The 20,222-nt window shown below is 64.4% G+C and carries 20 protein-coding genes and 2 tRNA genes; 13 read left to right on the top strand and 9 right to left on the bottom strand.

Annotated elements, in window-relative coordinates; translation table 11 throughout:
* The first annotated feature begins 36 nt into the window (after positions 1–36).
* The 3 genes from hpnI (at position 37) to BHE01S_RS20095 (ending at position 2,912) form a co-directional block, all read left to right on the top strand.
* Positions 37–1,257 carry a bacteriohopanetetrol glucosamine biosynthesis glycosyltransferase HpnI gene (gene hpnI / locus BHE01S_RS20105; RefSeq protein WP_407669532.1) on the top strand — a complete coding sequence of 407 codons (1,221 nt, stop codon included), beginning with the start codon at positions 37–39 and terminating at the stop codon, positions 1,255–1,257.
* Between the two features lie 59 nt (positions 1,258–1,316).
* Positions 1,317–2,327, top strand: a complete 1,011-nt coding sequence (locus tag BHE01S_RS20100; RefSeq protein WP_042266979.1) for a lysylphosphatidylglycerol synthase domain-containing protein — start codon at positions 1,317–1,319, stop codon at positions 2,325–2,327.
* Between the two features lie 81 nt (positions 2,328–2,408).
* Complete coding sequence (locus BHE01S_RS20095) at positions 2,409–2,912, top strand: DUF3455 domain-containing protein (protein ID WP_063769096.1); 504 nt, start codon at positions 2,409–2,411, stop codon at positions 2,910–2,912.
* A 138-nt stretch (positions 2,913–3,050) separates the two neighbouring features.
* Here the strand turns inward: BHE01S_RS20095 and BHE01S_RS20090 are convergent.
* The 4 genes from BHE01S_RS20090 to BHE01S_RS20075 form a co-directional block, all read right to left on the bottom strand.
* Positions 3,051–3,126: transfer RNA gene (locus BHE01S_RS20090), tRNA-Gly, on the bottom strand.
* A gap of 5 nt (positions 3,127–3,131) precedes the next feature.
* Positions 3,132–3,207 (bottom strand) — tRNA-Asn (locus BHE01S_RS20085).
* Positions 3,208–3,442: 235 nt separating this feature from the next.
* Positions 3,443–4,651 carry a GNAT family N-acetyltransferase gene (locus BHE01S_RS20080; protein ID WP_052406003.1) on the bottom strand — a complete coding sequence of 403 codons (1,209 nt, stop codon included), beginning with the start codon at positions 4,649–4,651 and terminating at the stop codon, positions 3,443–3,445.
* A 376-nt stretch (positions 4,652–5,027) separates the two neighbouring features.
* Positions 5,028–5,444 (bottom strand): hypothetical protein, encoded by a 417-nt coding sequence (locus BHE01S_RS20075; RefSeq protein WP_157025506.1) that lies wholly within the window; start codon positions 5,442–5,444, stop codon positions 5,028–5,030.
* Between the two features lie 481 nt (positions 5,445–5,925).
* On the opposite strand from BHE01S_RS20075, the gene BHE01S_RS20070 reads away from it, so the two are divergent.
* The 5 genes from BHE01S_RS20070 (at position 5,926) to BHE01S_RS36900 (ending at position 9,320) form a co-directional block, all read left to right on the top strand.
* Positions 5,926–6,759 (top strand): ABC transporter substrate-binding protein, encoded by an 834-nt coding sequence (locus BHE01S_RS20070; RefSeq protein ID WP_042266977.1) that lies wholly within the window; start codon positions 5,926–5,928, stop codon positions 6,757–6,759.
* 16 nt (positions 6,760–6,775) lie between these two features.
* On the top strand, positions 6,776–7,507 hold the full coding sequence (locus BHE01S_RS20065) for an amino acid ABC transporter permease (protein WP_042266974.1): 732 nt from the start codon (positions 6,776–6,778) through the stop codon (positions 7,505–7,507).
* A complete protein-coding gene (locus tag BHE01S_RS20060) occupies positions 7,504–8,187 on the top strand; it encodes an amino acid ABC transporter permease (protein WP_042266973.1) in 684 nt (227 codons plus the stop codon). Before BHE01S_RS20065 ends, BHE01S_RS20060 begins: the two co-directional genes overlap by 4 nt.
* A 202-nt stretch (positions 8,188–8,389) precedes the next feature.
* On the top strand, positions 8,390–8,719 hold the full coding sequence (locus tag BHE01S_RS20055) for a DUF190 domain-containing protein (protein ID WP_042266970.1): 330 nt from the start codon (positions 8,390–8,392) through the stop codon (positions 8,717–8,719).
* Between the two features lie 232 nt (positions 8,720–8,951).
* Positions 8,952–9,320 carry a DUF190 domain-containing protein gene (locus BHE01S_RS36900; protein ID WP_084069031.1) on the top strand — a complete coding sequence of 123 codons (369 nt, stop codon included), beginning with the start codon at positions 8,952–8,954 and terminating at the stop codon, positions 9,318–9,320.
* 153 nt (positions 9,321–9,473) lie between these two features.
* On the opposite strand, the gene BHE01S_RS20045 is transcribed toward BHE01S_RS36900, so the two are convergent.
* Both BHE01S_RS20045 and BHE01S_RS20040 read right to left on the bottom strand, forming a co-directional pair.
* Positions 9,474–10,439: a lysylphosphatidylglycerol synthase transmembrane domain-containing protein gene (locus BHE01S_RS20045; protein WP_052406001.1), complete on the bottom strand. Its 966-nt coding sequence runs from the start codon at positions 10,437–10,439 to the stop codon at positions 9,474–9,476.
* Positions 10,440–10,779: 340 nt separating this feature from the next.
* Positions 10,780–11,202: a lecithin retinol acyltransferase family protein gene (locus BHE01S_RS20040; RefSeq protein WP_245639791.1), complete on the bottom strand. Its 423-nt coding sequence runs from the start codon at positions 11,200–11,202 to the stop codon at positions 10,780–10,782.
* Here BHE01S_RS20040 and BHE01S_RS38470 point away from each other — a divergent pair.
* Both BHE01S_RS38470 and BHE01S_RS20035 read left to right on the top strand, forming a co-directional pair.
* The gene (locus tag BHE01S_RS38470; RefSeq protein ID WP_167337695.1) at positions 11,176–11,679 is read left to right on the top strand and encodes a hypothetical protein; all 504 of its coding nucleotides are present in this window, start codon (positions 11,176–11,178) and stop codon (positions 11,677–11,679) included. The two genes, BHE01S_RS20040 and BHE01S_RS38470, sit on opposite strands and share 27 nt — an antisense overlap.
* Entirely contained in the window at positions 11,676–12,326 is a 651-nt protein-coding gene (locus BHE01S_RS20035) for a BON domain-containing protein (protein ID WP_042267040.1), read from the top strand. Before BHE01S_RS38470 ends, BHE01S_RS20035 begins: the two co-directional genes overlap by 4 nt.
* A gap of 110 nt (positions 12,327–12,436) precedes the next feature.
* Here BHE01S_RS20035 and BHE01S_RS37920 read toward each other — a convergent pair whose 3' ends face one another.
* Positions 12,437–12,604 (bottom strand): hypothetical protein, encoded by a 168-nt coding sequence (locus BHE01S_RS37920; RefSeq protein ID WP_157025504.1) that lies wholly within the window; start codon positions 12,602–12,604, stop codon positions 12,437–12,439.
* Positions 12,605–12,719: 115 nt separating this feature from the next.
* A complete protein-coding gene (locus tag BHE01S_RS20030; RefSeq protein WP_052405998.1) occupies positions 12,720–13,208 on the bottom strand; it encodes a hypothetical protein in 489 nt (162 codons plus the stop codon).
* A 211-nt stretch (positions 13,209–13,419) separates the two neighbouring features.
* Here BHE01S_RS20030 and BHE01S_RS20025 point away from each other — a divergent pair, with 211 nt between their 5' ends.
* Together BHE01S_RS20025 and ppsA are read left to right on the top strand one after the other, a co-directional pair.
* The gene (locus tag BHE01S_RS20025; RefSeq protein ID WP_042266965.1) at positions 13,420–13,872 is read left to right on the top strand and encodes a universal stress protein; all 453 of its coding nucleotides are present in this window, start codon (positions 13,420–13,422) and stop codon (positions 13,870–13,872) included.
* A gap of 68 nt (positions 13,873–13,940) precedes the next feature.
* Positions 13,941–16,376 (top strand): phosphoenolpyruvate synthase, encoded by a 2,436-nt coding sequence (gene ppsA / locus BHE01S_RS20020; protein WP_042267037.1) that lies wholly within the window; start codon positions 13,941–13,943, stop codon positions 16,374–16,376.
* Between the two features lie 138 nt (positions 16,377–16,514).
* On the opposite strand, the gene BHE01S_RS20015 is transcribed toward ppsA, so the two are convergent.
* Complete coding sequence (locus tag BHE01S_RS20015; protein ID WP_042266963.1) at positions 16,515–19,403, bottom strand: AMP-binding protein; 2,889 nt, start codon at positions 19,401–19,403, stop codon at positions 16,515–16,517.
* Positions 19,404–19,692: 289 nt separating this feature from the next.
* Between BHE01S_RS20015 and BHE01S_RS20010 the strand changes: the two genes are divergently transcribed.
* Complete coding sequence (locus BHE01S_RS20010; protein WP_157025502.1) at positions 19,693–20,187, top strand: hypothetical protein; 495 nt, start codon at positions 19,693–19,695, stop codon at positions 20,185–20,187.
* Positions 20,188–20,222 lie beyond the last annotated feature (35 nt).

Below are 20,222 nucleotides of genomic sequence, written 5' to 3'. Positions count from 1 at the left end.
GCACACGCGACGGGACGAACGGGAGCCATCGTGGCGATGGCCGTGACGGCGCTGGCCGTCGCTTCTGCGGCAATCGAAGTCATGCGTGCCGAACTACCCGGCTTCTCGCATTTACTCTTCGATTCGCTCGCAGTGCTAAGCGGTCTTTGCGCGGTGCTCGGCATTATCTATACCTGCACGGCGAGCGCGCTGGTCGGCCGTTTCTTCGCGCGCGAAGTGGCAACGCCGCAGCACTTTCCGGCCATTACGCTTGCCAAGCCGCTGCACGGCGACGAATGGCACCTCGAGGAGCACCTCGCCAGCTTTTTCGAGCAGGACTATCCTGGGCAAGTCCAGTATCTGTTCGGCGTGCACGATGCGCGTGACGAAGCGCTCAACGCCATCGAGCGCCTGCGTGCGCGTTATCCCGATGCGCACATCACGGTCGTCGCCGACGCGCGGCTGTACGGTCCCAACCGCAAGATCGCGAATCTCGTGAACATGCTCGAACAGGCGGAGCACGACGTGCTGTGCTTCGCCGATAGCGACGTGCTCGTCGACAGGAATTATCTGCGTCAGGTGGTCGGGGCGCTGCAGCAACCGGGCGTTGGCCTCGTGACCGCGGTTTATCGCGGCCTGTGCGCACCGGGATTCTGGCCGCGCGTGGCATCGGCCCTCACGAACTATCATTTTCTGCCCGGCGTCGTCACGGGGCTCGCAATCGGGCGCGCGCGGCCGTGCTTCGGTCAGTCCATCGCCATGACGCGGGAAATGCTCGAACGCATTGGCGGTCTGGCGCAGTTCGCGCATCACCTTGCCGAAGATCACGCGATCGGCGAAGCGGTGCGCCGCGCCGGCGCGGAAGTTTGCGTGCCGCCTATTCTCGTGCGGCACGCATGCGTGGAGAATACGTTCGCCCAACTCTTCGCGCACGAACTGCGCTGGAGCCGCACGGTTCGCGCAGCGGACCGCTCGGGGCATCTGGGCGCCGTGCTGATGCATCCATTCGCGCTCGCCTTGCTTGCCGTGGTGTTGTCCGGCGGCGCAGCGAGCGCGTGGATACTGGCCGCCGTGGCGCTGTGCGTGCGCGCGTGGCTGATGTGGAGGACCGATCGCGCAACCGGCGACAAGTCCGGCGGACTGTTATGCTTACCCCTTTGGGAAATGGTCCAGTTCGCGATCTATGTCGCGAGCTTTTGTTCGTCCGGCGTCGTTTGGCGCGGCACGCGCTTTCGCGTCGACAGGAATGGCATGCTTTCGCCAGTCCGCGAGACCTGAGCGTCACAGTAGATTGGGGGCACAATGAGACGGGAGCATCCACCAGAGAGCACCCGCAGATGAAGCACATGGGACGTATCGCCGCCCTGGTCGGTCTTGCGATCGCCGTGTGGCTCGTTTGGCGCGAACATCCTGCGGCAGTGCTGCAACTGTTGCGCGGCGCGGGCATGGGACTCGTGCTGGCGGCCATCGTGCATATCCTGCCGATGTGCGCGAATGCATGGGACTGGCGCAGCCTGATTCGCGCGGCGCAGCGCCCGTCGTTCGCAACGATGCTCAAACTCGTATGGATTCGCGAGTCGATCAACGGCTTGCTGCCCGTTGCGCGCGTGGGCGGGGAACTCGTGTCGTTCCGGCTGCTTGGCCGTGCGGGCGTACGGCCTGCCACGGCGGTGGCGAGCCTCATCGCCGACATGCAGCTCACGCTGATCAGTCAGGTGCTCTTTGCGTTGCTTGCAGCCGGCTATCTGCTCGAACATTCCTCTTCCGATACCGCGCGGTTCGTGGGGCGGCTCGCATGGGGCCTCGCGGGCTTCATCCCGCTGCTCGTGCTCTTTGCGCTCGTGCAGCATGCGCGGCCGTTCGAGCGCGCGGCACGCACGCTCAACCGCGTCACGAGCGGCAAGGTCGTCGATCTCGTGGGCAAGTCCGTGCGCGTCGATCTATCCCTCAAGCTGATCTGGCGGCAAACCGGCGTGATCGTGCGCTACGTGCTCGTTTGGCAGACGCTGCAATGCCTCGGCTATGCACTCGAAATCTGGATCGCGTTGCGCGTGCTCGGCACGGACGCGACGTTCGTGCAGGCGTTCGTGATCGAAGCGCTGATCCAGATGCTGAGCAGCATCGCGTTTCTGGTGCCAGCCGGGCTTGGCGTACAGGAGGGCGGTTTCGTCGTGATCGGCGGCTTGCTGGGGTTCGATGCGCCCACTTGCCTCGCGCTCGCGGGCGCAAGACGCGTGCGCGATCTGATGTTCTATGTGCCCGGCCTGCTTGCCTGGCAGGCGGCCGAGTATGGCCGGCCGTCAAGACGCCGGACTGAAGGTGCGGCGACGCGCGCCCGCACGGAATAATCCCGGAAGTGACCGGTTCCTGAAGCCCGCGCCGGGGTGTTGCGTAGCGAGCCGTGTCGGACAGGCTAAAGGAGTGTCTCCATGAATCGCTTCTTATATGGGAAGCAGGCTGCAATGGTGGCCGGGCTGATTTCGCTGATGAGCGGCGTGCCCGCACAAGCGGAATCGATCGACGCGCCAGGCGCACAACCGGTTCTGAGCACGATCGCAACGGGTGTCCAGATCTACGCCTGTGAGTACGGTGCGGATCACACACTCGGCTGGGTCTTCAAGCAACCGCATGCAACGCTCTACGACGCGCACGGCGCCGCAGTGATCGAGCATTCGGCCGGACCTGCGTGGCAAGCGCGCGACGGCAGCCGCATCGAGGGGAAAGTCGTTGCGCAAAAGCCCAGCGATACGCCTGATAGCGTCCCGCAACTTTTGCTTGAGACGCATTCCACCGGATCGCAGGGCATGCTCACAGCCGTGCGCTACGTGCGGCGGGTAAGGACGGTTGGAGGCGTGAAGCCGGCTGCGTCGTGCTCGACCGAGCACGAGTCGGGTAGCTCGCCTTATATCGCGACTTATATTTTCTACAAATAACGCACAAGACCGGTCAATGAATGGTCTCTTTGCGAATATCCGTTTCCGGTTAATTGGGATTGCGAAGTAAGGAATATACGCTGTGGCTTCAGTTGGGAAACGAGCGTAGTCAGACGCAAGACGCTGCCGCGTGGATGCTGGAGCGGGAGACGAGTCTCGAACTCGCGACCTCAACCTTGGCAAGGTTGCGCTCTACCAACTGAGCTACTCCCGCATGTCTGGCTCCCCGACCTGGGCTCGAACCAGGGACCTACGGATTAACAGTCCGGCGCTCTACCGACTGAGCTATCGGGGAATCAAGGAGGCCGGATTGTACAGGAGATTTTTTGATCGTGCAGCTTTTTCCTGACAAATCCCGAAGAGATATATTGGAGCGAATTGGGGTTGGAAATCTAACGGTTTACGGTGTATTACTTGCGATAAACCGGTATTGCCGCCCGTGGCCGACACCGCCGCGCCGGAGCGCGAAGCCCCCGCGTACGTGAAGGCCTGGGCAAATCAGCCGGCAGGCCGACCACCGATTGCGGCGTTCACCGCGCGGACGTCAGGGCACGCAGCTTCGCGCGCAGCGGGTCGATGGCAAACTCGCGCGCCCTGCGCAATACGCGACGAAGCTGCCCCGCGGCAAGGGGAAACTCAACGAGCCTGCCGCGCCAGGTGAGTATGACGAAATGCGACTCATACCAGCTTTTGTGATTTGACCAACGCTCCTTGTAGCTCGAGAAGTACGGACGGAAATCGAAATCACGGCCGTTCTCGAGCGCCCATCGCGCCATGCTGTCGACAAGCAGGTTGCCGACGGAACGGGCGGCATAGGCCTCGTCATACGTCGTGATGAAATACTCGAGTCTGTGCGGCCCGGTCAAATTGACGGATGCCGCAATGGGTACGCCGTCCAGTTTGACGAACGAGACCAGTGGAGTGGTAGCGAGATCGGTCCGCACGGCGAGTTCGATGAAAAAGTCGCGTACGTCGTCATTCATCAGATAAGGGGCGTCGAGGCCGCGAGCGAGCGCCCAGCTGCGCTTTTTCGCAAAGAGCCATGTGAGTACTGCTCGTGCGTCGTCGACGTTCTTACACCAGCCGTATTCAACCGAGCCGTCCTCCGAAAGCCTCCTTGCGAGGCGCCGCAATGGGCGCCGCAGCGAGTCGGGCCTCGTGGCGATGAAGGCGTCGAAAGTGGGGAAACGCGACAACTCCATGGAGTACCCGGACAGCAGGCGCCAGCGCTCCGGAAGGGCGCGCAAGACCCACGACAGAGGTGCACGCGAGAGCGCCGCGTGAAGCGGGCTATCGCGTTCGACGAACCGTATCTCCAGCACGTCGGCGTCGACGCCGCGCAACGCATCGACGGCGGCGTCGTAGAAGCGCCAGTCGCCTCGATCGGATACGAGCGGGCCGCCATATTCCTCGTTGCTTCCGCAGCCAAGTGCGCGCGCGACCCGGCATGGGCCTTCGCGCGCTATGCACAGCGGCCAAAGCGCGACGAGCGCGGTGCCGTCGTAGACGAGCGCGACATTGACCGCCGCGCCGCGGGCAAACGCCTTGGCCGCGGCGAGTTCACAGTACGTAAACTCGAGTGTCGCCGGGCACGCCGTGCAGACGGCTTCCCAGGAAGGGCGCAGTTTCAGGAAGTCCGCGTGGGTGCTGCATCCGCAGACCTCGTGTCGAATACTACCCGTTTCCGCGCGGTCGGCGAGTTCGGGAAGGAAAGCAGTCTCGGTCGGTGAGTTTCGCATTATGTTGTCCCGGTAGTCCGATACGGCGGCGCGTCAATTTCGTATTTTCCTTATCGATCTGGACTCCGAATAAAATACATATGATCATCGGAGGCATATCCCTATGATCCATCGAAACAGGACGCGCAACGCGCGAAAGTATTCCGATTGCTTGAAATTGGCGGCGGACGACTAATGCGTGGTGCCGGTGTGGTAGGAGGAATGCGGACTTGCGGTAAAACGCACCGCACCATCTCATGAATGCGTTCGGCCTTCGGCACGAGTTGCCGCTCGACTAGTCCTTGAATGATCAACCAGGCGGAGACCCGACCGACGGCGAAGCCCGCGATTGCGACGACCGAAAGATTTTTATGTGATTGGACGCGTTCGGTTCTGATCAGGAGATGGCGGACCAGAGCATGCTGGCGATCGCCACGACGTAGAACACCGCCGTGATGATTGCCGCCACGCGCAGTGGCCGGCCGACTGCCGAACTGCTGAGGATGACCAGGCTTATCCCTATGCCGATCAGTGCGAGCACGAAGAGTCGCGGCAGCAGGCTCCAGCCATCCAGCCCAACCTTGAAGATCGACCAGATCAGGGCGGCGACGAACATGCCGAAATACCACCATAGTCCCGCTGAGCGGTTCCAAAGCATGAGGATGCCAGCGCCGATCAGTGCGATACCGGCAACGAAGTAGTAAGGCGCGTGGCCCATCCAGGGTATCCACCCGCCCAGCACTGCGAACGCTGCGCCGACGAGGATGATCCATTCTGCGGTCTCGGCAGGAGACCTCCAGCGGCGGTAAGACATAAAAGCCCCCCCTGAAACAGACAAACCGGGCGTTGCAGCGAGCATTGCTGAAGTCTGAAGCCGACTCATCGACTCATCGCTTAAGAAGCTCAAAGCAAAGTCCCGTGTCGATGCTAAGCAGCCGACATGCCCAGGTCAAGCGTGATAGCCCCTTGAAGTTGTAAGAGCCTGGGAACCTGTTCGCATTCAATTTTTTTGCGCGCGAAAGAAATGCAAGTCGATGGTATTGCCATAGTCGACATTACCGGGCCGATGCGATTTTCCCGGCAAGAGTTGCAGCGCGAGGCTGCATGCAAAGAAGCATGCGTCAACATTACCTCCGGCGCTTGCGGTGTGCCGTTTTTCCTATATCGCCAACGACGCTTTGGATCTGAAAAATATTTGGTTCGTTCGCGCCTGTCATGCAGATAGGCTGCGTACTTCGCCAGCGCGTAGATTCAGCGGCAACGCAAGGGCAACGAGAAAGGAAGGAAATCCGACAATGAAAAGCAGCATCTGGGGCGCGGTGCCAGGCGCACTGTTGACAGCACTTCTGGTGGTGGCATCGACCACCGCGCATGCGGATCGTCTGGACGACATCAAGCGGGCGGGCGTGTTGCGTGTGGCTGCATTCGACAGCAACCCGCCGTTCGGCTTCGTCGATCCGAAAGACAATCAGATCGTTGGGCTCGACGTGGACTATGCGCGCGCCGTCGCCAGGCGTCTCGGCGTGAAGCTCGAAATTCAGCCCACCAATCCCGCCAATCGCGTCGCATTCCTGAAGTCGGGAAAGGTCGATCTGGTCTTCGCCAACTTTACGATTACCGACGAACGCAGGAAGGAGGTGGATTTCAGCACGCCATACTTCGCGTCCGGTACCCAGTTCATTGCAAGGAAGGGTGTATTGAAGTCTTTGGAGCAGATCGATGGTTTGCGTATCGGCGCAGATAAAGGTACGACCAACGAGCAGCAGGTGCGCGCGAAATTCCCGAACGCAACCATCGTCGCTTACGATGACACGCCGTTCGCTTTCGCTGCGCTGCGCACGGGCAACGTGCAGGCCATCACGCAGGACGGTCCGAAGCTCGTCGCGTTGCTTGCGCGCGCGCCGGACAAGGCGAGCTATGAGATTTCCCCGTTCACGATCTCGAACGACTACGAAGGCGTTGGTGTGCCCAAAGGCGAAACGCGTCTGCTCGATGTGGTGAACAGCACGCTGACGCATCTGGAAAACGACGGTGAAGCTGCGCAGATATACAACAAGTGGTTCGGCCCGAAGAGTGCGGCTCCGTTGCCCCGTCTCTTCAAGATCGGCGATCCGCAAAAGAACAGTTGAGCGCGGCGCCCGCTTCATGCATAACTGGCTTGAACCGAAGTATCTCGCGTGGCTCGAACAAGGCTTCTTTGTAACGCTAATGCTCTCTGCCAGCGCGGCGTCGTGCGCAACGCCGCTGGGCTTTCTGCTTGCGGTTGCGCGCACGGCCCGCAATCGCGCGATTGCACGCGCTGCGGCGCTCTACGTGTTCGTCTTCCGCAATTCTCCACTGCTTGTTCAATTGCTGTTCTGGTACTTCGGCGTCGCGGCCATGTTGCCGTCCAGCTGGATGACCTGGCTTAACACGCCCCACCTCGCGACGTTTGGCCCGCTCACGCTGCGCTGGCCGAGTTTCGAACTGTTCGCCGGATGGGTCGGATTGACCTGCTACACCACGGCGTTCATCGGCGAGGAGTTCCTGGCCGGCATGCGCGGCGTGAACCACGCACAGTGGCACGCGGCTGCGACGCTTGGCATGCGCCGCTACTCCACCTTGCGTTACGTGATCCTGCCGCAGGCGTTGCGCATTGCGACGCCGCCGCTCGCTGGTCAATACATGAACGTGATCAAAAACTCGTCGCTGACGATGGCGATAGGCGTTGGCGAACTCTCGTACATGTCGCGGCAGGTCGATAGCGAAAGCTTCAGGACCTTCCAGGCATTCGGCACCGCGACCGTATTCTATGTGCTGGCCATCGCTGTCATCGAAGTCGCGCTGGTGCTCTGGCAACGCGCCGGCCTGCACAGTTTGCTGCGAGGCCGTGCGTGAACGAGTTCGCGTGGTTACCCACCTTGCGTTATCTGATGATCGGCGCGTTTCCGGCGGGCCCCCTGGGAGGCGTTGCGCTGACGGTCGCGCTCTCGGCGGTGTCGGCGTTGCTCGCGGCCCTGATCGGTTTCGCGCTTGGCGTTGCGCTCGCCATGACACGCGGAGTCGTCCGTCTCGCGCTCACCGCGGTGGTCGCGTTCTTTCGCGCGATACCCGTGCTGATGCTGATCTTCTGGACCTTCTTCCTGATGCCGATCCTGCTGCACATCGACGTGCCTGGTCTTGCGACCGTCGTATGTGCGCTGGCGCTGATCGGTGGTGCGTATCTGTCGCATTCGGTTTATGCGGGCATCACGTCGATCGGCGCAGGGCAGGGACAGGCAGCGCTTTCGCTTGGCTTCACGCGCTGGCAGGCATTACGCGAAATCATCCTGCCGCAAGCGGCGCGGGTGATGATGCCGTCGTTCGTCAACCAGTGGGTGGCGTTGATCAAGGATACGTCGCTCGCGTATATCGTTGGCGTGCCGGAATTCACGTTCCTCGCCAATCAGCTCAACAACCGTCTGCTGATCTATCCCGCGCAACTCTTCCTGTTCGTCGGGCTCGTCTATCTGCTGCTGTGCGGTGCGTTACAGTGGATGGCCAATGCGCTGCTCGCGCGCCATGAGCCGGGCTTTTGACCGATCGGTACCGACCCATTGCGTGCTGCCGGGTCGCCGGGCGCGTACCGCAGCGGTCGTCAGGCGTCGAGGCGCGATGCCGGGCATGCGACTATGTGCAATTATTGCGTTTTCAACCGTTGCTGTCGTGTCGTGAGCGCCGCCATCCCGCTGGCGCATCCAGGGCCCGGCACATTCGATCACCTGGCGGCAGGAGGCATTCATGCAAGGTAGCCAACTCACTGTATTCGCGGCTAACCGGAGTCATCGCGTACGGCACCTCCCGGTCGTGGACTGGATACTCGAGGAGGCCAAATGCGCCGGCATTCAAGGCGCAACGGTTGTCGAGATAGCAGAGGGCGTCGATGCGAAGGGAAAATATCATGCGGCGCGCTTTTTTGAGCTTGCGGAACAGTCGGTCGCCGTCACGTTCATTGCCGAAGACGCCCACATCGACGATCTGCTTGAAAGGCTCGATGTCGGCGGCGTTCGCCTTTTTTATACGCGTGCGCGAATCGAATACGCCACGCTTGGGACGAAAGAAGAGAGTTGATGGACTTCGACAAGGTCGCGGCGGGTGCTGCAATCGCGAATCCCGCTCACGGCGCATACCTGGGCCGATGACAACCGGCGCGCTGCGACGCAGCATACGCCGGCGTCGGGCGGTTGCACTACAATTGACCAACGGTACTAACCAAACGTCCTTCCGGCGCGGGGCGGCGCCAGGCGGCCCCGCGGTCGCCGCGACTGCCCAGCGGCCCCCGTGCGAGTGGGCGGAGGAACCCATGAACGGCTATCAGCTTACGTTTTATACCGAACATAACCGTCGTCACGACCATCGGACGGTATGTGAGTGGCTGCTGCACGAAGCGAGCCGGTTGGGCATCCATGGCGTCTCGGTCATCAATTGTGCGGAGGGCACGGGGCACGCGGGCGCGCATCATGGGGCGCATCTGCTGAATCTCGCCGACCAACCGGTGCAGGTCATCCTCGCCGTCACCGAGGATGAGGCGCAGCGCATGCTCGACGCGGTAGAGGCTGGGCGCGTCCATGTCTTCTACACGAAATCTCCCGTCGAATTCGGAGTGCTAGGCGGGGAGGAACCGCCGAAGGCGAAAAAGCACCTGTCGATACCCGGTCATAACCGGCCCTAGACGGCACCGTGTTGCCGCTCGAGGGCCAGCACGTCTTCAACGTATCCAGCCAGGGCCGTCGCGCATGCGGGCCCGCCGATTCGTGACCCAATGACGATTGTGTCGAAGTGATTCCGGTCTGATGACATGTTCATTGCCGTCACTGTCATTGTGCTAATGGATTGAAGGTTCGTCCGACGTGGCTGCCTTGCGCCGGCTCGCGCGAAGCTCGAAGCGGGCAAGCCAGAAGCCGGGCAACATCGGCAGCCAGAAGGTGAAACCGCGCAGCAGCAGCGTTGCCGCAAGTGCTGCCTCGAGCGGCACGCCGAGTAGCTTCAACATGCCGACTGAAGCCGCCTCGAACGTGCCGAGGCCGACTGGCACCGGCCCGATGGTCGCCGCCATGGACGCGACGGCAAAGCTCGCGAACGCCACGACGAATCGCGTCTGAGCGCCCACTGCACCCAACGCGACCCACAGGGTGCCTGCATCGAGAAGAAAGATCGCGAGCTGCAGGGCGACCGTGCGCACGAGTACGCGCGGGTTTAGCAGCAGATCGAGTGGAACGTCGTTGAACGATTCGATCAGGCGCGACAGATGCAGCCATTTGCCGAGCGCGGCGACACGCGGATCGCGGTTCCAGCGATGCAACGCGATGAGAAACGCGGGCACGAGCAGGAGCACCAGCAGGAATACCGCGACGCCGATGAGGAGTGCGGCGCCCGCGGCGTGACGTAGCCACAGGATTGCGGCGCTCGCGAGTACCACGATCAAGAAGGCGATGTCGCGAGAGAGGAGGCTCGACAACAGTGCCGTCAATGCGATCGAACGCGGGACGCCGTTGCGCAGCAGCCCGCGTATCGCCATCAGGCTACCTCCGAGCCCCGCGCTCGGCAGAGCCTGGTCGGTAAACACCTTGACGACGCCAAGGCGTATGAGCACGCGCATCGGTAATGCATAGCCCGAATCCTGAAGCGGTTGGCGCCAGACGAGCGCAGCGCACACGTAGGTTGCGATCTGCGCTGCGAGCGCGATCAGCAGCCAGCCTGGACGCGCTGCACGTGCGAGCGCGAGACTGCGCTCGAGCGAACTGGCGTGGACGACCATGAGCACGAGCGCGAGCAGACAGAGGAGGCCCATTGCCCAGGCGGCCTGTGCGCGCCTTCGCGCGGGCGCAGCGAGCATCGTCCGGGCACTGGGGGCCGCACGTTGCGCGAGGGGCGCGTCGGCTTGCGCCACGGATGATTCGCCATCCGGGTGCGGAGTGGATGGGCCAGCATTCATCGAAACCTGTCTCAAGGAATGGGCATCGGCGCAACGCGTAGCGATCGCGCGCCAGCAAAGGGATTCTCGGCGAGCAGCATCGCTCAGGCTTGATGCACGTCAATCTATCGGAGGCTGCCCGGCCTCATGGCCGGTGTAATCCTGAATGGCCGGCAGCATGCGCGGGTGGCGCTCGAGATGGTTTCGGCGAGCCGGATCAACCGTTCAGCACCGAGACGGGGACGCCACTTGTCTTGACGAACGACGTGAGCATGCAGTTGCGGATCAATCTGCCGAACAACAGGGTGAAGAGGGTGAAGAGGACTCGCGCCGCGCGGGCAGGATTGCGGATGCACGCATCGACCTGGTCGCTTTTGCCGTGGCCGATCACGCACCACAAACAGAGATGTTCGCAATTGTTGGTGAGCAACCGGTAGTCCTGCTCGCCGAGTCGCGATACCGCGCGGCGGGCGATCTCGACGCCCGTGTATTGCGAGTGGGGGTGCGGTACGACCTTGAAGCCGGATCCCGCCGCGAATCGATCGATGGAGATGACCTCGATCGGGCCACGGCCAAGACAGCGCGAAAGGCCGGCGTAGTGAATGACGCGGCCATGGCCGATGTAGATGCCGTGATGCATATAACCGGGGCGCTTCGTGGCGAGGTGGGCGCCGACCTGGAGATCGCGCGCAAACACGGCGTCAGGAAAACAGGATTCCTCGTGCTGGTCCATGACTTTGCTCCCGGACATTGCGGCGGCGCCTGGCACAACCGGGACAGCGTCCCTGAAGCCGGCCTTGTGCGCCGCGCGATCACCGAACACATTCGCTTTCGCCACGCCTCAAGTATTGGTTTTGGCCCGAGCGGCAACAATCAGCCCTGGCTGAGATTGATGTGTGATCTGTGCACGGCATGTCAGAAATGGCTGACACGGGAGCGGATGAAATGCCGATGCGGATTGCCGCACAGGCGTCGCTCGACCGACGGGATGTGCGAAGGGCAGCGCCGAGATGAGGGCGCAATTCGGCATTTGATGCAGATCAGTCGCCGGGGTGCGCTTCGTGCCACGCTCGCATGGACGGTCCGCTTTGGGCCAGTTCAATGGAGGCGACGATGAAGACCGATTTGCAGCTCAAGCATGACGTGGAAGCGGAACTGGAGTGGGAGCCCGCGGTAAGCGCTTCGTGTATCGGGGTCGAGGTGAAGGACGGCGTCGTGACGCTCGCCGGGCATCTCTCGAGCCTTGGCGAGAAGATTGCCGCCGAACAGGCGGTTCGCCGCGTCGGCGGCGTGCGCGCGCTAGTGGTCGAACTGGGTGTGCGTCTACCGGGCGAGGACGTTCGCACCGACGAGGACATCGCGAACATCGCGCGTTCCGTTTTGCGCTGGACAGCCGGGCTGAGCGCCGAAGCCGTGCAGGTGGAGGTGGAGCACGGCCATGTCGTGCTCAGGGGCGAGGTGGACTGGCCGTGGCAGAGTCAGACAGCGGTGCGCGCTATCACCCAGTTGCGCGGTGTCGCGGACGTGGCGGATCACATCGAGGTCCATCACAAGGTGGCGCCGGAGAAGATCAGCAACGACATCCTGGACGCCATGCGCCGGCATGCTGACCGCGAGGCGCGCCATATTCAGGTTACCGTGCACGACGGCACGGTCCGGCTGTCCGGAAAGGTTCACTCGTTCGCCGAACGCGCGGTGGCGCGAGGCGCAGCGTGGGCCGCGCCTGGCGTGCGCGCCGTGGTGGACGATCTGACAGTGGATTGACTCGGCGCGTTGCCGCGTGGTGTGCGTGCCGCCCGGCAAGCCGTGCTTGCGGCACGCACGATCGCGAGGCGCAGGAAGTTCGTGCGAGGCGGGCGCGGTGCGTTCGGCGCTCAACGCACCGCGCGGGTGCGCGAAGGGGCGTATTTCGTGTGCGGCAAAGGAAATCCCGCGGCGCGCGCGAGCAGTGCGCGGCCACGCGGATGTACACCAATGGCTGCGAGGACGAAGAACGATCCCGGCAGCGCGAGGATGGTCAGGAAGATCAGTCGCTTGTACATGTGAGGTCTCGCGAAGGTGCAACCACGATGAAGCGAGCTTAGGTTGAAGGCGGGTCCCGCGGTTGACCTGTATCAGGGGAAATCAAGCTCAAGTTGATGTCGTGCGCCTTCACTTTCATTCCGTCACGCGCAAAGGCGGGCAACACGGCACGGTGGTACGACGCGCGAGCGCCGGGAAATCGAACTGGACGTTCGTACCCTGATGTGCATTCACGAGCACTACGCGGGTCTGCCTCGTGCCCGCCGTGTACGCGGCGATCTGGTACCTGCCGGCCGGCAGCGACACGTAAAGGAACGGACCGAGCGTGCGCGTATTGAGCACCGCTGCGCCGGAAGGCCCGACGATCTCGACATCCACATCGGAAAGGTATTGGCCGCCTTGCGTGAGGAACGTCATCCGCAGGCTGTACTGGCCGGCGACGCTGCGCAGCGCCGCGGCTTCGTCACTGCCCACGCCGCCGGTGATGTAGGCGACACCGTTCTGGACGGTCCGCGTCGCAGCGGTGTCCGCCCCGGCGGCGGCGGTCTGCGCCGTGTAAAGGCCGGCGCAACTCGTAGCCGCCACGAGGGCGACGGTCAGGGTAAGGCCATGGGCAAGTTTCATGGATCTCTCCTCGCGGAAGAAGCGGCGGGTTTTGCCTCGGCAACAGCATCCCGCGCCCAGCGCCGCCGCATCTGATGCAAATCAAGCCATGCGGTCCCTCGACGGGCGTTGTCTCTTGATGCAAATCAATGGTGTGACGCAATGCAACCGGAAGATAGGCGTCAGGTAACGCGACGTGGCGCGGGATAGCCCGCGGGTCAGGAGGCAGAGCATGTACGAGAAGATTCTGGTTGCATTCGACGGTAGCGATACCGCGAAGCGGGCACTCGCCGAGGCGTTGCGCGTGGCGCAGCTCACGGGCGGCCGGCTGTGCGTGGCGCACGTGATCGACGTCGTGGCGCCGTTCGGCATGGGGCTCACCTACGTTCCGGTGGACCTGCTCGCCTCGTATCGCGAGGAGGCCAAAACGCGGCTCGAAGCAGCACGCTCCGAAGCGAAGGCGGCGGGCGTGAACTGCGAGACGGAACTGCTCGAAGTGGCGGGCGTCACGCAAAGCGTTGCGGACTGTCTGCAAGCGAGCGCAGCGCGCTTCGGTGCGCAACTCGTTGTGCTCGGCACGCATGGGCGGCGCGGCGTCAGGCGCGCCTTTCTGGGCAGCGTGGCGGAGGAGTTCGTGCGCAACGCGCCGTGCCCCGTGCTGCTCGTGCGCGGCGAGCCGGCATGAGCCGCAGCGACCGGCTGTATCGAACGCACCCTGTGCAGATGTCGACCCGTCAATACGCGGAGCAACCCATGGCAAGCGCTTCCTCTCCCGTTGTCTCGCTCGCGCACGTCACGCGCGCCGACCTTGCGCGCGTGGGCGGCAAGAATGCGTCGCTCGGCGAGTTGATCGCCAACCTCGCGCCCCACGGCGTCAAGGTGCCGCCAGGCTTCGCGACCACGGCGCAGGCGTATCGCGACTTCATCGAAGCGAACCATCTCCACGAGGTGATCACCGCCGCTCTCGGCGACCTGGCGGCCCAACGCAGCACGCTCGAGCAAACGGGTGCGTTGATCCGCTCCGCGGTCCTGCGGGGCGCATGGCCGCCCGCTATCGCCGATGGCATCCGGACCGCGTACGCGGATCTGTGCCGGCAGACTGGCAACGAAAAACTGAGCGTCGCCGTGCGTTCGAGCGCAACGGCCGAAGACCTGCCCGAGGCGAGCTTCGCGGGGCAGTTCGAAACGTTGCTGAACGTCTGCGGCGCCGAGGCGGTGCTCGACGCGTGCCGGCGTTGCTACGCATCGCTGTACACCGACCGGGCGATCAGCTATCGCCAGGCAAAGGGTTTTGACGCGCTCGAGGTTGCGGTGTCGGTGGGCGTGCAGCAGATGGTGCGCGCCGATCTGGGCGGCGCGGGCGTCATGTTTTCGATCGACACGGAAACGGGCTTCGACCGCGTCGTGCTGATCAACGCCGCCTGGGGGCTGGGCGAAAACGTGGTGCAGGGCGCGGTCGACCCCGACGAGTACGAAGTGTTCAAGCCGTTACTGGACGATCCGTCGCTCACGCCGGTCGTCAGCAAGACGCGCGGCGCGAAGGCAGTCAAGATGGTCTGCACGCGCAGCCGGAGGCAGCCGACGAAGAACGTCCGTACCTCGCGCGCGGAACGCACGGCCTGGGTGCTGCGCGATGACGAGATCCTGCATCTGTCGCGCTGGGCATGCCTGATCGAAGCACACTACGGCTGCCCGATGGACATGGAGTGGGCGAAGGACGGCGCCACAGGCGAGATCTTCGTCGTGCAGGCGCGTCCGGAAACGGTGCAGTCGCGTCGCGACGCGGGCGCGCTCAAGAGCTGGCGCATCGGCAAGACGGGCCCGAAGCTGCTCTCGGGCGTGAGTGTCGGGGAGGCGATCGGCGCCGGCAAGGTTTGCGTGATCGAGCAGCCGCGCGACATGGCGCGCTTCGTGGACGGCGCCGTGCTGGTCGCGCAGACCACTGACCCGGACTGGGTGCCGATCATGCGGCGCGCTTCGGCGATCGTCACCGATCACGGCGGCCGCACTTCGCACGCGGCGATCGTGAGCCGCGAACTCGGCCTGCCGGCGATCGTCGGCACCGGCAACGCCACGCGCGTGCTGCGCAACCGCCAGGAGGTCACGGTGAGTTGCGCGCAGGGCGAGGAGGGCATGGTGTACGAGGGCATCGCCGAATTTCACGCCGACGAGATCGACTTCTCGCACCTGCCGCCTACGCGCACGGACATCATGCTCAATCTCGCAAATCCGGCGGCGGCGTTTCGCTGGTGGCGCATCCCGGCCGACGGCGTGGGGCTCGCCAGGATGGAGTTCGTGATCAGCAACCAGATCCGCGTGCATCCCATGGCGCTCGTCCACTTCGACAAGCTGAAGGACGAACGGGCGAAGCGTACCATCCGCGATCTGACCGCCGGCTATGAAGACCGCACGGAGTATTTTGTCGAGCATCTCGCCCGTGCGCTCGGGCGCATCGCGGCGGCGCAGTATCCGCGTCCCGTCATCGTACGCATGAGCGACTTCAAGACCAACGAATACGCGAATCTCGTGGGCGGCGCGCAGTTCGAGCCGAAGGAAGCCAACCCGATGCTCGGCTTTCGCGGCGCCTCGCGCTATTACTCGCCGCTCTACCGTGAAGGCTTCGCACTCGAATGCCGCGCGATCCGACGCCTGCGCGAGGCGATGGGGTTCTCCAACGTCGTCGTGATGATTCCGTTCTGCCGAACGCCCGAGGAGGCCGACCGCGTGCTGGCGGTCATGAAGGAGAACGGCCTCGAGCGCGGCGGTAATGGTCTGGAGGTCTATGTGATGTGCGAGATTCCGTCCAATGTCGTGCTTGCGCGTCAGTTCGCGCAACGCTTCGACGGTTTTTCGATCGGCAGCAACGATCTTACGCAGCTCACGCTCGGCGTGGACCGCGACTCGGCGCAACTCTCCGGGCTTTTCGACGAGCAAAGCGAGGCGGTCAAGTGGATGGTGCGCAAGGTGATCGCAGAGGCGCACCAGGCCGGGGCCAAGGTCGGCTTGTGCGGCGAGGCGCCCGCGCATCACCCGGAGTTTGCAGCGTACCTCGTGGAGTGCGGCATCGACTCGATCTCGGTGAGTCCCGACAGTTTCGTCGCGGTCAAGCGTCGCGTCGCGGACAGCGAGCCGTCGCTCGATGCGGAGGCCGGCACGCCCGTGACGCTGGCAGAGCGTTTGCCGATGTGACCGGCGGCACGTGTATCCGTGCGTGCCGCCGCCACGCACGGTACCGCGCACGGCACGTACGTGTATCGTGGTTCGTGCAGCGTCGTGGTTCGTGCAGCGCAAGACGACAGCGACGGTCTCGCCTGGCAGTCCTCTTCTTCACCGGGACGCCGCGGCGTTATCCGTCGTCGTGACAGGCGGGGCCGCGGGTTCGACGGGGATGGTCCGGTCATCGGCGTCAGGCTCCCCGCATTTTGCGAGCAGTGCGGCGCGCGTACGCTCATGCAAGTCGACCATCGCGCGGAAATCGGCGGCGTGCGCGCAGATCGGTTCCAGCAGTTCGACCTCGATATCGCTGCGCTCCGGTATCCAGTGCCCGTCGCGCAGCGCGGTGCGCGCGCCGCGCACGGCGACGGGGAGCACCGGACGGCCTGCCAGTACAGCCGCGCGAAACGCCCCCAGCCGGAACACCCGCAGCCCGGCGGCGGCCACGAACGTTCCCTCGGGGAAGAACAGCAGCGTTTCGCCAGCGCGGGCGCATTCGACAAGCGTCGCTTCGTCGGCGAGGCTGCGGCCATAGTCCTCGCGTGCGACGAAGCGGGTGCCCAGCGCGCGCAACAGGCGGCCGACGAACGGACGGCGCGAGAGGTCCCGCTTCGCGACGAAATGCACCGGCTCAGGCAACGCGGCGAGCAGCACGACCACATCGAGATAGCTGGTGTGATTGGCGGCCAGCACGGGATGCGTTGCGGCATCGAAGTGCGCGGCGCCACGCAGCGTGGTGCGCAGGCCGACTGCGCGCAGGACGAGGCGGCACGCGCGAGCCGCCGTGCGCCAGCGGCGCGCGGGTTCTCGATCCAGCGTGACCGCTATCCAGACTGCCGGAAACGCAAGTCCGACGAGCGACCAGCACCAGGTTCCACGGGCAACGCGGCGCAGCCATGCGCCGGCCGCCCGTGTGAGCGGAACCGCATTGGCACAGGCGAGCGCGAATGTCTGACGCCAGGGCGCGAACGCGTGTGCCGGCTTCTCAGGCGGTGCGCCGTGGCGCAGGCGCTCGATTGTGGCGGCGCGACGGATCTTGCCGCCCGGCGTTCTGAGAATGCTTTGGGGCGCGACGAGCATGATCCGCTCGGCGGGCGCGCCGCATAGCCGGCGGGCGACGGCGTTGACCCGGGTCTGAAGCTCGGCGCGCCCGGCGGCCTCGCGCATCGAGGTTTCGACGATCAGGACGAGGCGCTCGGTGCCCGCCCGGGGATCCGGTTCGCCGCAGGCCGCCACGCCGCCCGGTTCGACGCCGCTCAACTGCGCGAGCGCGTATTCCAGTTCGTCGGGGAAGATGTGGCGGCCGGCGCGAATGATGAGATCCTTCGTGCGTCCGGTCACAAAGAGCTCGCCGTCTGCGAGATACCCCAGATCCCCGCTGTCGAGCCATCCGTCGTGCGTGAGGCGCGCGGTCTGGCCGGCATTGCGATAGTAGCCGGCCGTCGCGCTCGCGCCGCGAAACTCGATATGTCCGATGCGGCGTTCGGCCAGCGGCTGGCGGTTGTCGTCGACGATGCGCAGCCCGGTTTGCGCGAGCGGATAGCCGCACGCCACGAGCGCCAGCGGATCGTCCTCCGCACGCGCCGCCAAGGCTTCGCCGCGGATGCTCAGCGCCTCGCGCTGCACGAGGTCGATGCGCAGGCCGCGTGACGGCGCAGGGAACGTGACGGCAAGCGTGTTCTCGGCGAGGCCGTAGACCGGCGTAATGGCGCGCGCGTCGAACCCGAACGGTGCGAAACGATCGGCGAACGCCCGCAGCGTGCCCGGATTCACCGGCTCGGAGCCGCAGAACGCAAACCTCAACGACCTGAGATCGAGCCCGGCGATCTGGCGCCCGGGCACGCGCCGCGCACACCAGTCGTAGGCAAAGTTGGGCGCGGCGGTGATCGTCGCGCGGTGCTGGGAGATCGTTTCCAGCCAGATGGCGGGACGCGCGAGAAACGCGAGGGGCGACATCGCGACGAGCGGAAAGCCGAAGTAAAGCGGAGCGAGCCACGCGCCGATGAGGCCCATGTCGTGATAAAGCGGCAGCCAGCTCACCAACTTGTCGGCCGGTTGCACCTTCATACGCTCGCCCATTGCGCGGATGTTTGAAAGCAGGTTGGCGTGGCTCAGCATCACGCCCTTGGGCTCGCCTGTGCTGCCCGAGGTGTACTGGAGCAAAGCAAGATCGTGAGTGGCGGTCCTGATGAACGGGGGTTGCGCGTATTGTTCGGATTGCGTCGGCACGAGGGCCGCGCTGGAGACGAGTTGATGTAGCGTCGGGACCTTCAGCCTGAGCATGTGCGCAACCGTGACCAGCGACGCCGAAGCGACGAGCGCCGAGACTTGCGCGTTGGCAAGGATCGAAGCGTGGCGTTCGACGTGTTCCTCGAGCTGGGCGAGGCTCGTGGGCGGATAGATCGGCACGGCAACGGACCCGCACAGCATCAGCGCTGCGAAGGCGACGAAATAGTCGGTGCCGGTTGGCAGCATGAGCGCGACTCTCGCGCCAGGGTCGACACCGAGCGCGCGCAAGGCGTTGGCCGCGTGCGAGGCGCGCTGAAAGAGCGCGCCATAGGTGAGCGTGACGGGCGCGCCATTCTCGACCAGCGTGAGATGCACACGGTCAGGATGCCGGCGTGCGTGCCATTGGAGCACGTCGGCAAGCGTGCGGGCCTGCCCGGGGAGCGCCAGCGGGGGTTCGCTGCGCACCTCGGACAGCGCCTGTGCTGGCGGCGCGGCCTCGTGCGGCGCGGCCGCGGCGCCTCGTTCGATTGCCTTGAGCAGGTCTGCAGGCGTGACGGCTGCAAACGCGTCGGGCGGCAAGCGTACGGCGAAAGTCTGCTCGATCCGTTCGGCCAGTTCGGCGCGCGCGAGGCTGTCAAAGCCGAGATCGCGTTCGAGCTGCGTCATCATCGAAACGCGCACGGCATGCGGTGCGTCGGTGTGCAACTCGGCGGCGAGTGTATCGACGAGACACAGAAGGCGCGCCGCGCGGGTGTCGTCAGTCAGCGTATTCATGAAGAGCCGTAGCGGAAGCGATGCGGGGCAGGATCGTTTAGCGCGGTGCGCACGGAGTCAATCGAAGCCATGGAAGGCTCGCGCGCGCGGGCAGGCCGGCTTCTGATTCAAATCAAGAGAAACCCGATCCGCCTTCGCGCCTTCGCCGCCGACCCGCGCCCTAAAAACTTCTGATGCAGGTCAATTACGCGAGTAGCGCCCCTATTAGATTGGACGAGGAATCCGACCTGCCGTGCGAAGACGCGAGTGGCAGATCCGGCAACAGCGCTTGATCGATCAGGAGATGGAAATGAGAGACACCCCTCAGCATGCGCAACTCGCGCCAATGTCCATGATGAGCTTGGGGATGCGTATGGTGCAGCTCGGTCTGGAGGAACTCCAGGCCGCGTTGGGGTTGCAGGCGCAGTGCGTCGAGCGCGACCGTGCCGCCGCACAACGTGCCTGCGAGGCCCTTCTCGAGGCGCGTCCCTACGATGCGGGGGCGTTCGTGCAGACCTGGCAAACCTTGATGCGCGAGTACATCGCGGCGAGCACGGCCCTGTGCGAGCACAGCCAGGATCTGGCTGCGCGCAGCCAGACGGCGTTTGGGGCCTTGCTTCGGGAGGCGGTGCTCGATTTCGAAAAGGCTTGCGAGCGTGTGCAGGCACAGGCTCCGCGCCCGGCGGGCGCGCTGCCGCCCGCCGCCGACTGGATGACGTATCTCGGCCAGTTCGTGGGCGTGCGCCCGAACGGCGAGGCGGTCCCTGCCAGGCCCGCAAGCCGTTGCGCGTCGGCGCGTGCCTGATCGTCTGGACGCCGATCCGATATACGAGACCCGCG

Origin of the sequence: Paraburkholderia heleia NBRC 101817 (genome assembly GCF_000739775.1) — a bacterium.
Classification (GTDB): Bacteria; Pseudomonadota; Gammaproteobacteria; order Burkholderiales; family Burkholderiaceae; genus Paraburkholderia; species Paraburkholderia heleia.
This window is presented reverse-complemented; position numbering and strand designations above follow the sequence as displayed.

What these genes read in the sequence shown, in the direction of transcription:
- BHE01S_RS20025 (WP_042266965.1), top strand. Translation starts at nt 13,420, where the DNA reads ATGTACGAGAAGATTCTGGTTGCATTCGACGGTAGCGATACCGCGAAG.
- ppsA (WP_042267037.1), top strand. Translation starts at nt 13,941, where the DNA reads ATGGCAAGCGCTTCCTCTCCCGTTGTCTCGCTCGCGCACGTCACGCGC.
- BHE01S_RS20030 (WP_052405998.1), bottom strand. Translation starts at nt 13,208, where the DNA reads ATGAAACTTGCCCATGGCCTTACCCTGACCGTCGCCCTCGTGGCGGCT.
- BHE01S_RS37920 (WP_157025504.1), bottom strand. Translation starts at nt 12,604, where the DNA reads ATGTACAAGCGACTGATCTTCCTGACCATCCTCGCGCTGCCGGGATCG.
- BHE01S_RS20035 (WP_042267040.1), top strand. Translation starts at nt 11,676, where the DNA reads ATGAAGACCGATTTGCAGCTCAAGCATGACGTGGAAGCGGAACTGGAG.
- BHE01S_RS20065 (WP_042266974.1), top strand. Translation starts at nt 6,776, where the DNA reads ATGCATAACTGGCTTGAACCGAAGTATCTCGCGTGGCTCGAACAAGGC.
- BHE01S_RS20075 (WP_157025506.1), bottom strand. Translation starts at nt 5,444, where the DNA reads ATGTCTTACCGCCGCTGGAGGTCTCCTGCCGAGACCGCAGAATGGATC.
- BHE01S_RS20100 (WP_042266979.1), top strand. Translation starts at nt 1,317, where the DNA reads ATGAAGCACATGGGACGTATCGCCGCCCTGGTCGGTCTTGCGATCGCC.
- BHE01S_RS20095 (WP_063769096.1), top strand. Translation starts at nt 2,409, where the DNA reads ATGAATCGCTTCTTATATGGGAAGCAGGCTGCAATGGTGGCCGGGCTG.
- BHE01S_RS20015 (WP_042266963.1), bottom strand. Translation starts at nt 19,403, where the DNA reads ATGAATACGCTGACTGACGACACCCGCGCGGCGCGCCTTCTGTGTCTC.
- BHE01S_RS38470 (WP_167337695.1), top strand. Translation starts at nt 11,176, where the DNA reads ATGGCCGATGTAGATGCCGTGATGCATATAACCGGGGCGCTTCGTGGC.
- BHE01S_RS20070 (WP_042266977.1), top strand. Translation starts at nt 5,926, where the DNA reads ATGAAAAGCAGCATCTGGGGCGCGGTGCCAGGCGCACTGTTGACAGCA.
- BHE01S_RS20010 (WP_157025502.1), top strand. Translation starts at nt 19,693, where the DNA reads ATGAGAGACACCCCTCAGCATGCGCAACTCGCGCCAATGTCCATGATG.
- BHE01S_RS36900 (WP_084069031.1), top strand. Translation starts at nt 8,952, where the DNA reads ATGAACGGCTATCAGCTTACGTTTTATACCGAACATAACCGTCGTCAC.
- BHE01S_RS20040 (WP_245639791.1), bottom strand. Translation starts at nt 11,202, where the DNA reads ATGCATCACGGCATCTACATCGGCCATGGCCGCGTCATTCACTACGCC.
- hpnI (WP_407669532.1), top strand. Translation starts at nt 37, where the DNA reads ATGGCCGTGACGGCGCTGGCCGTCGCTTCTGCGGCAATCGAAGTCATG.
- BHE01S_RS20080 (WP_052406003.1), bottom strand. Translation starts at nt 4,651, where the DNA reads ATGCGAAACTCACCGACCGAGACTGCTTTCCTTCCCGAACTCGCCGAC.
- BHE01S_RS20055 (WP_042266970.1), top strand. Translation starts at nt 8,390, where the DNA reads ATGCAAGGTAGCCAACTCACTGTATTCGCGGCTAACCGGAGTCATCGC.
- BHE01S_RS20045 (WP_052406001.1), bottom strand. Translation starts at nt 10,439, where the DNA reads ATGGGCCTCCTCTGTCTGCTCGCGCTCGTGCTCATGGTCGTCCACGCC.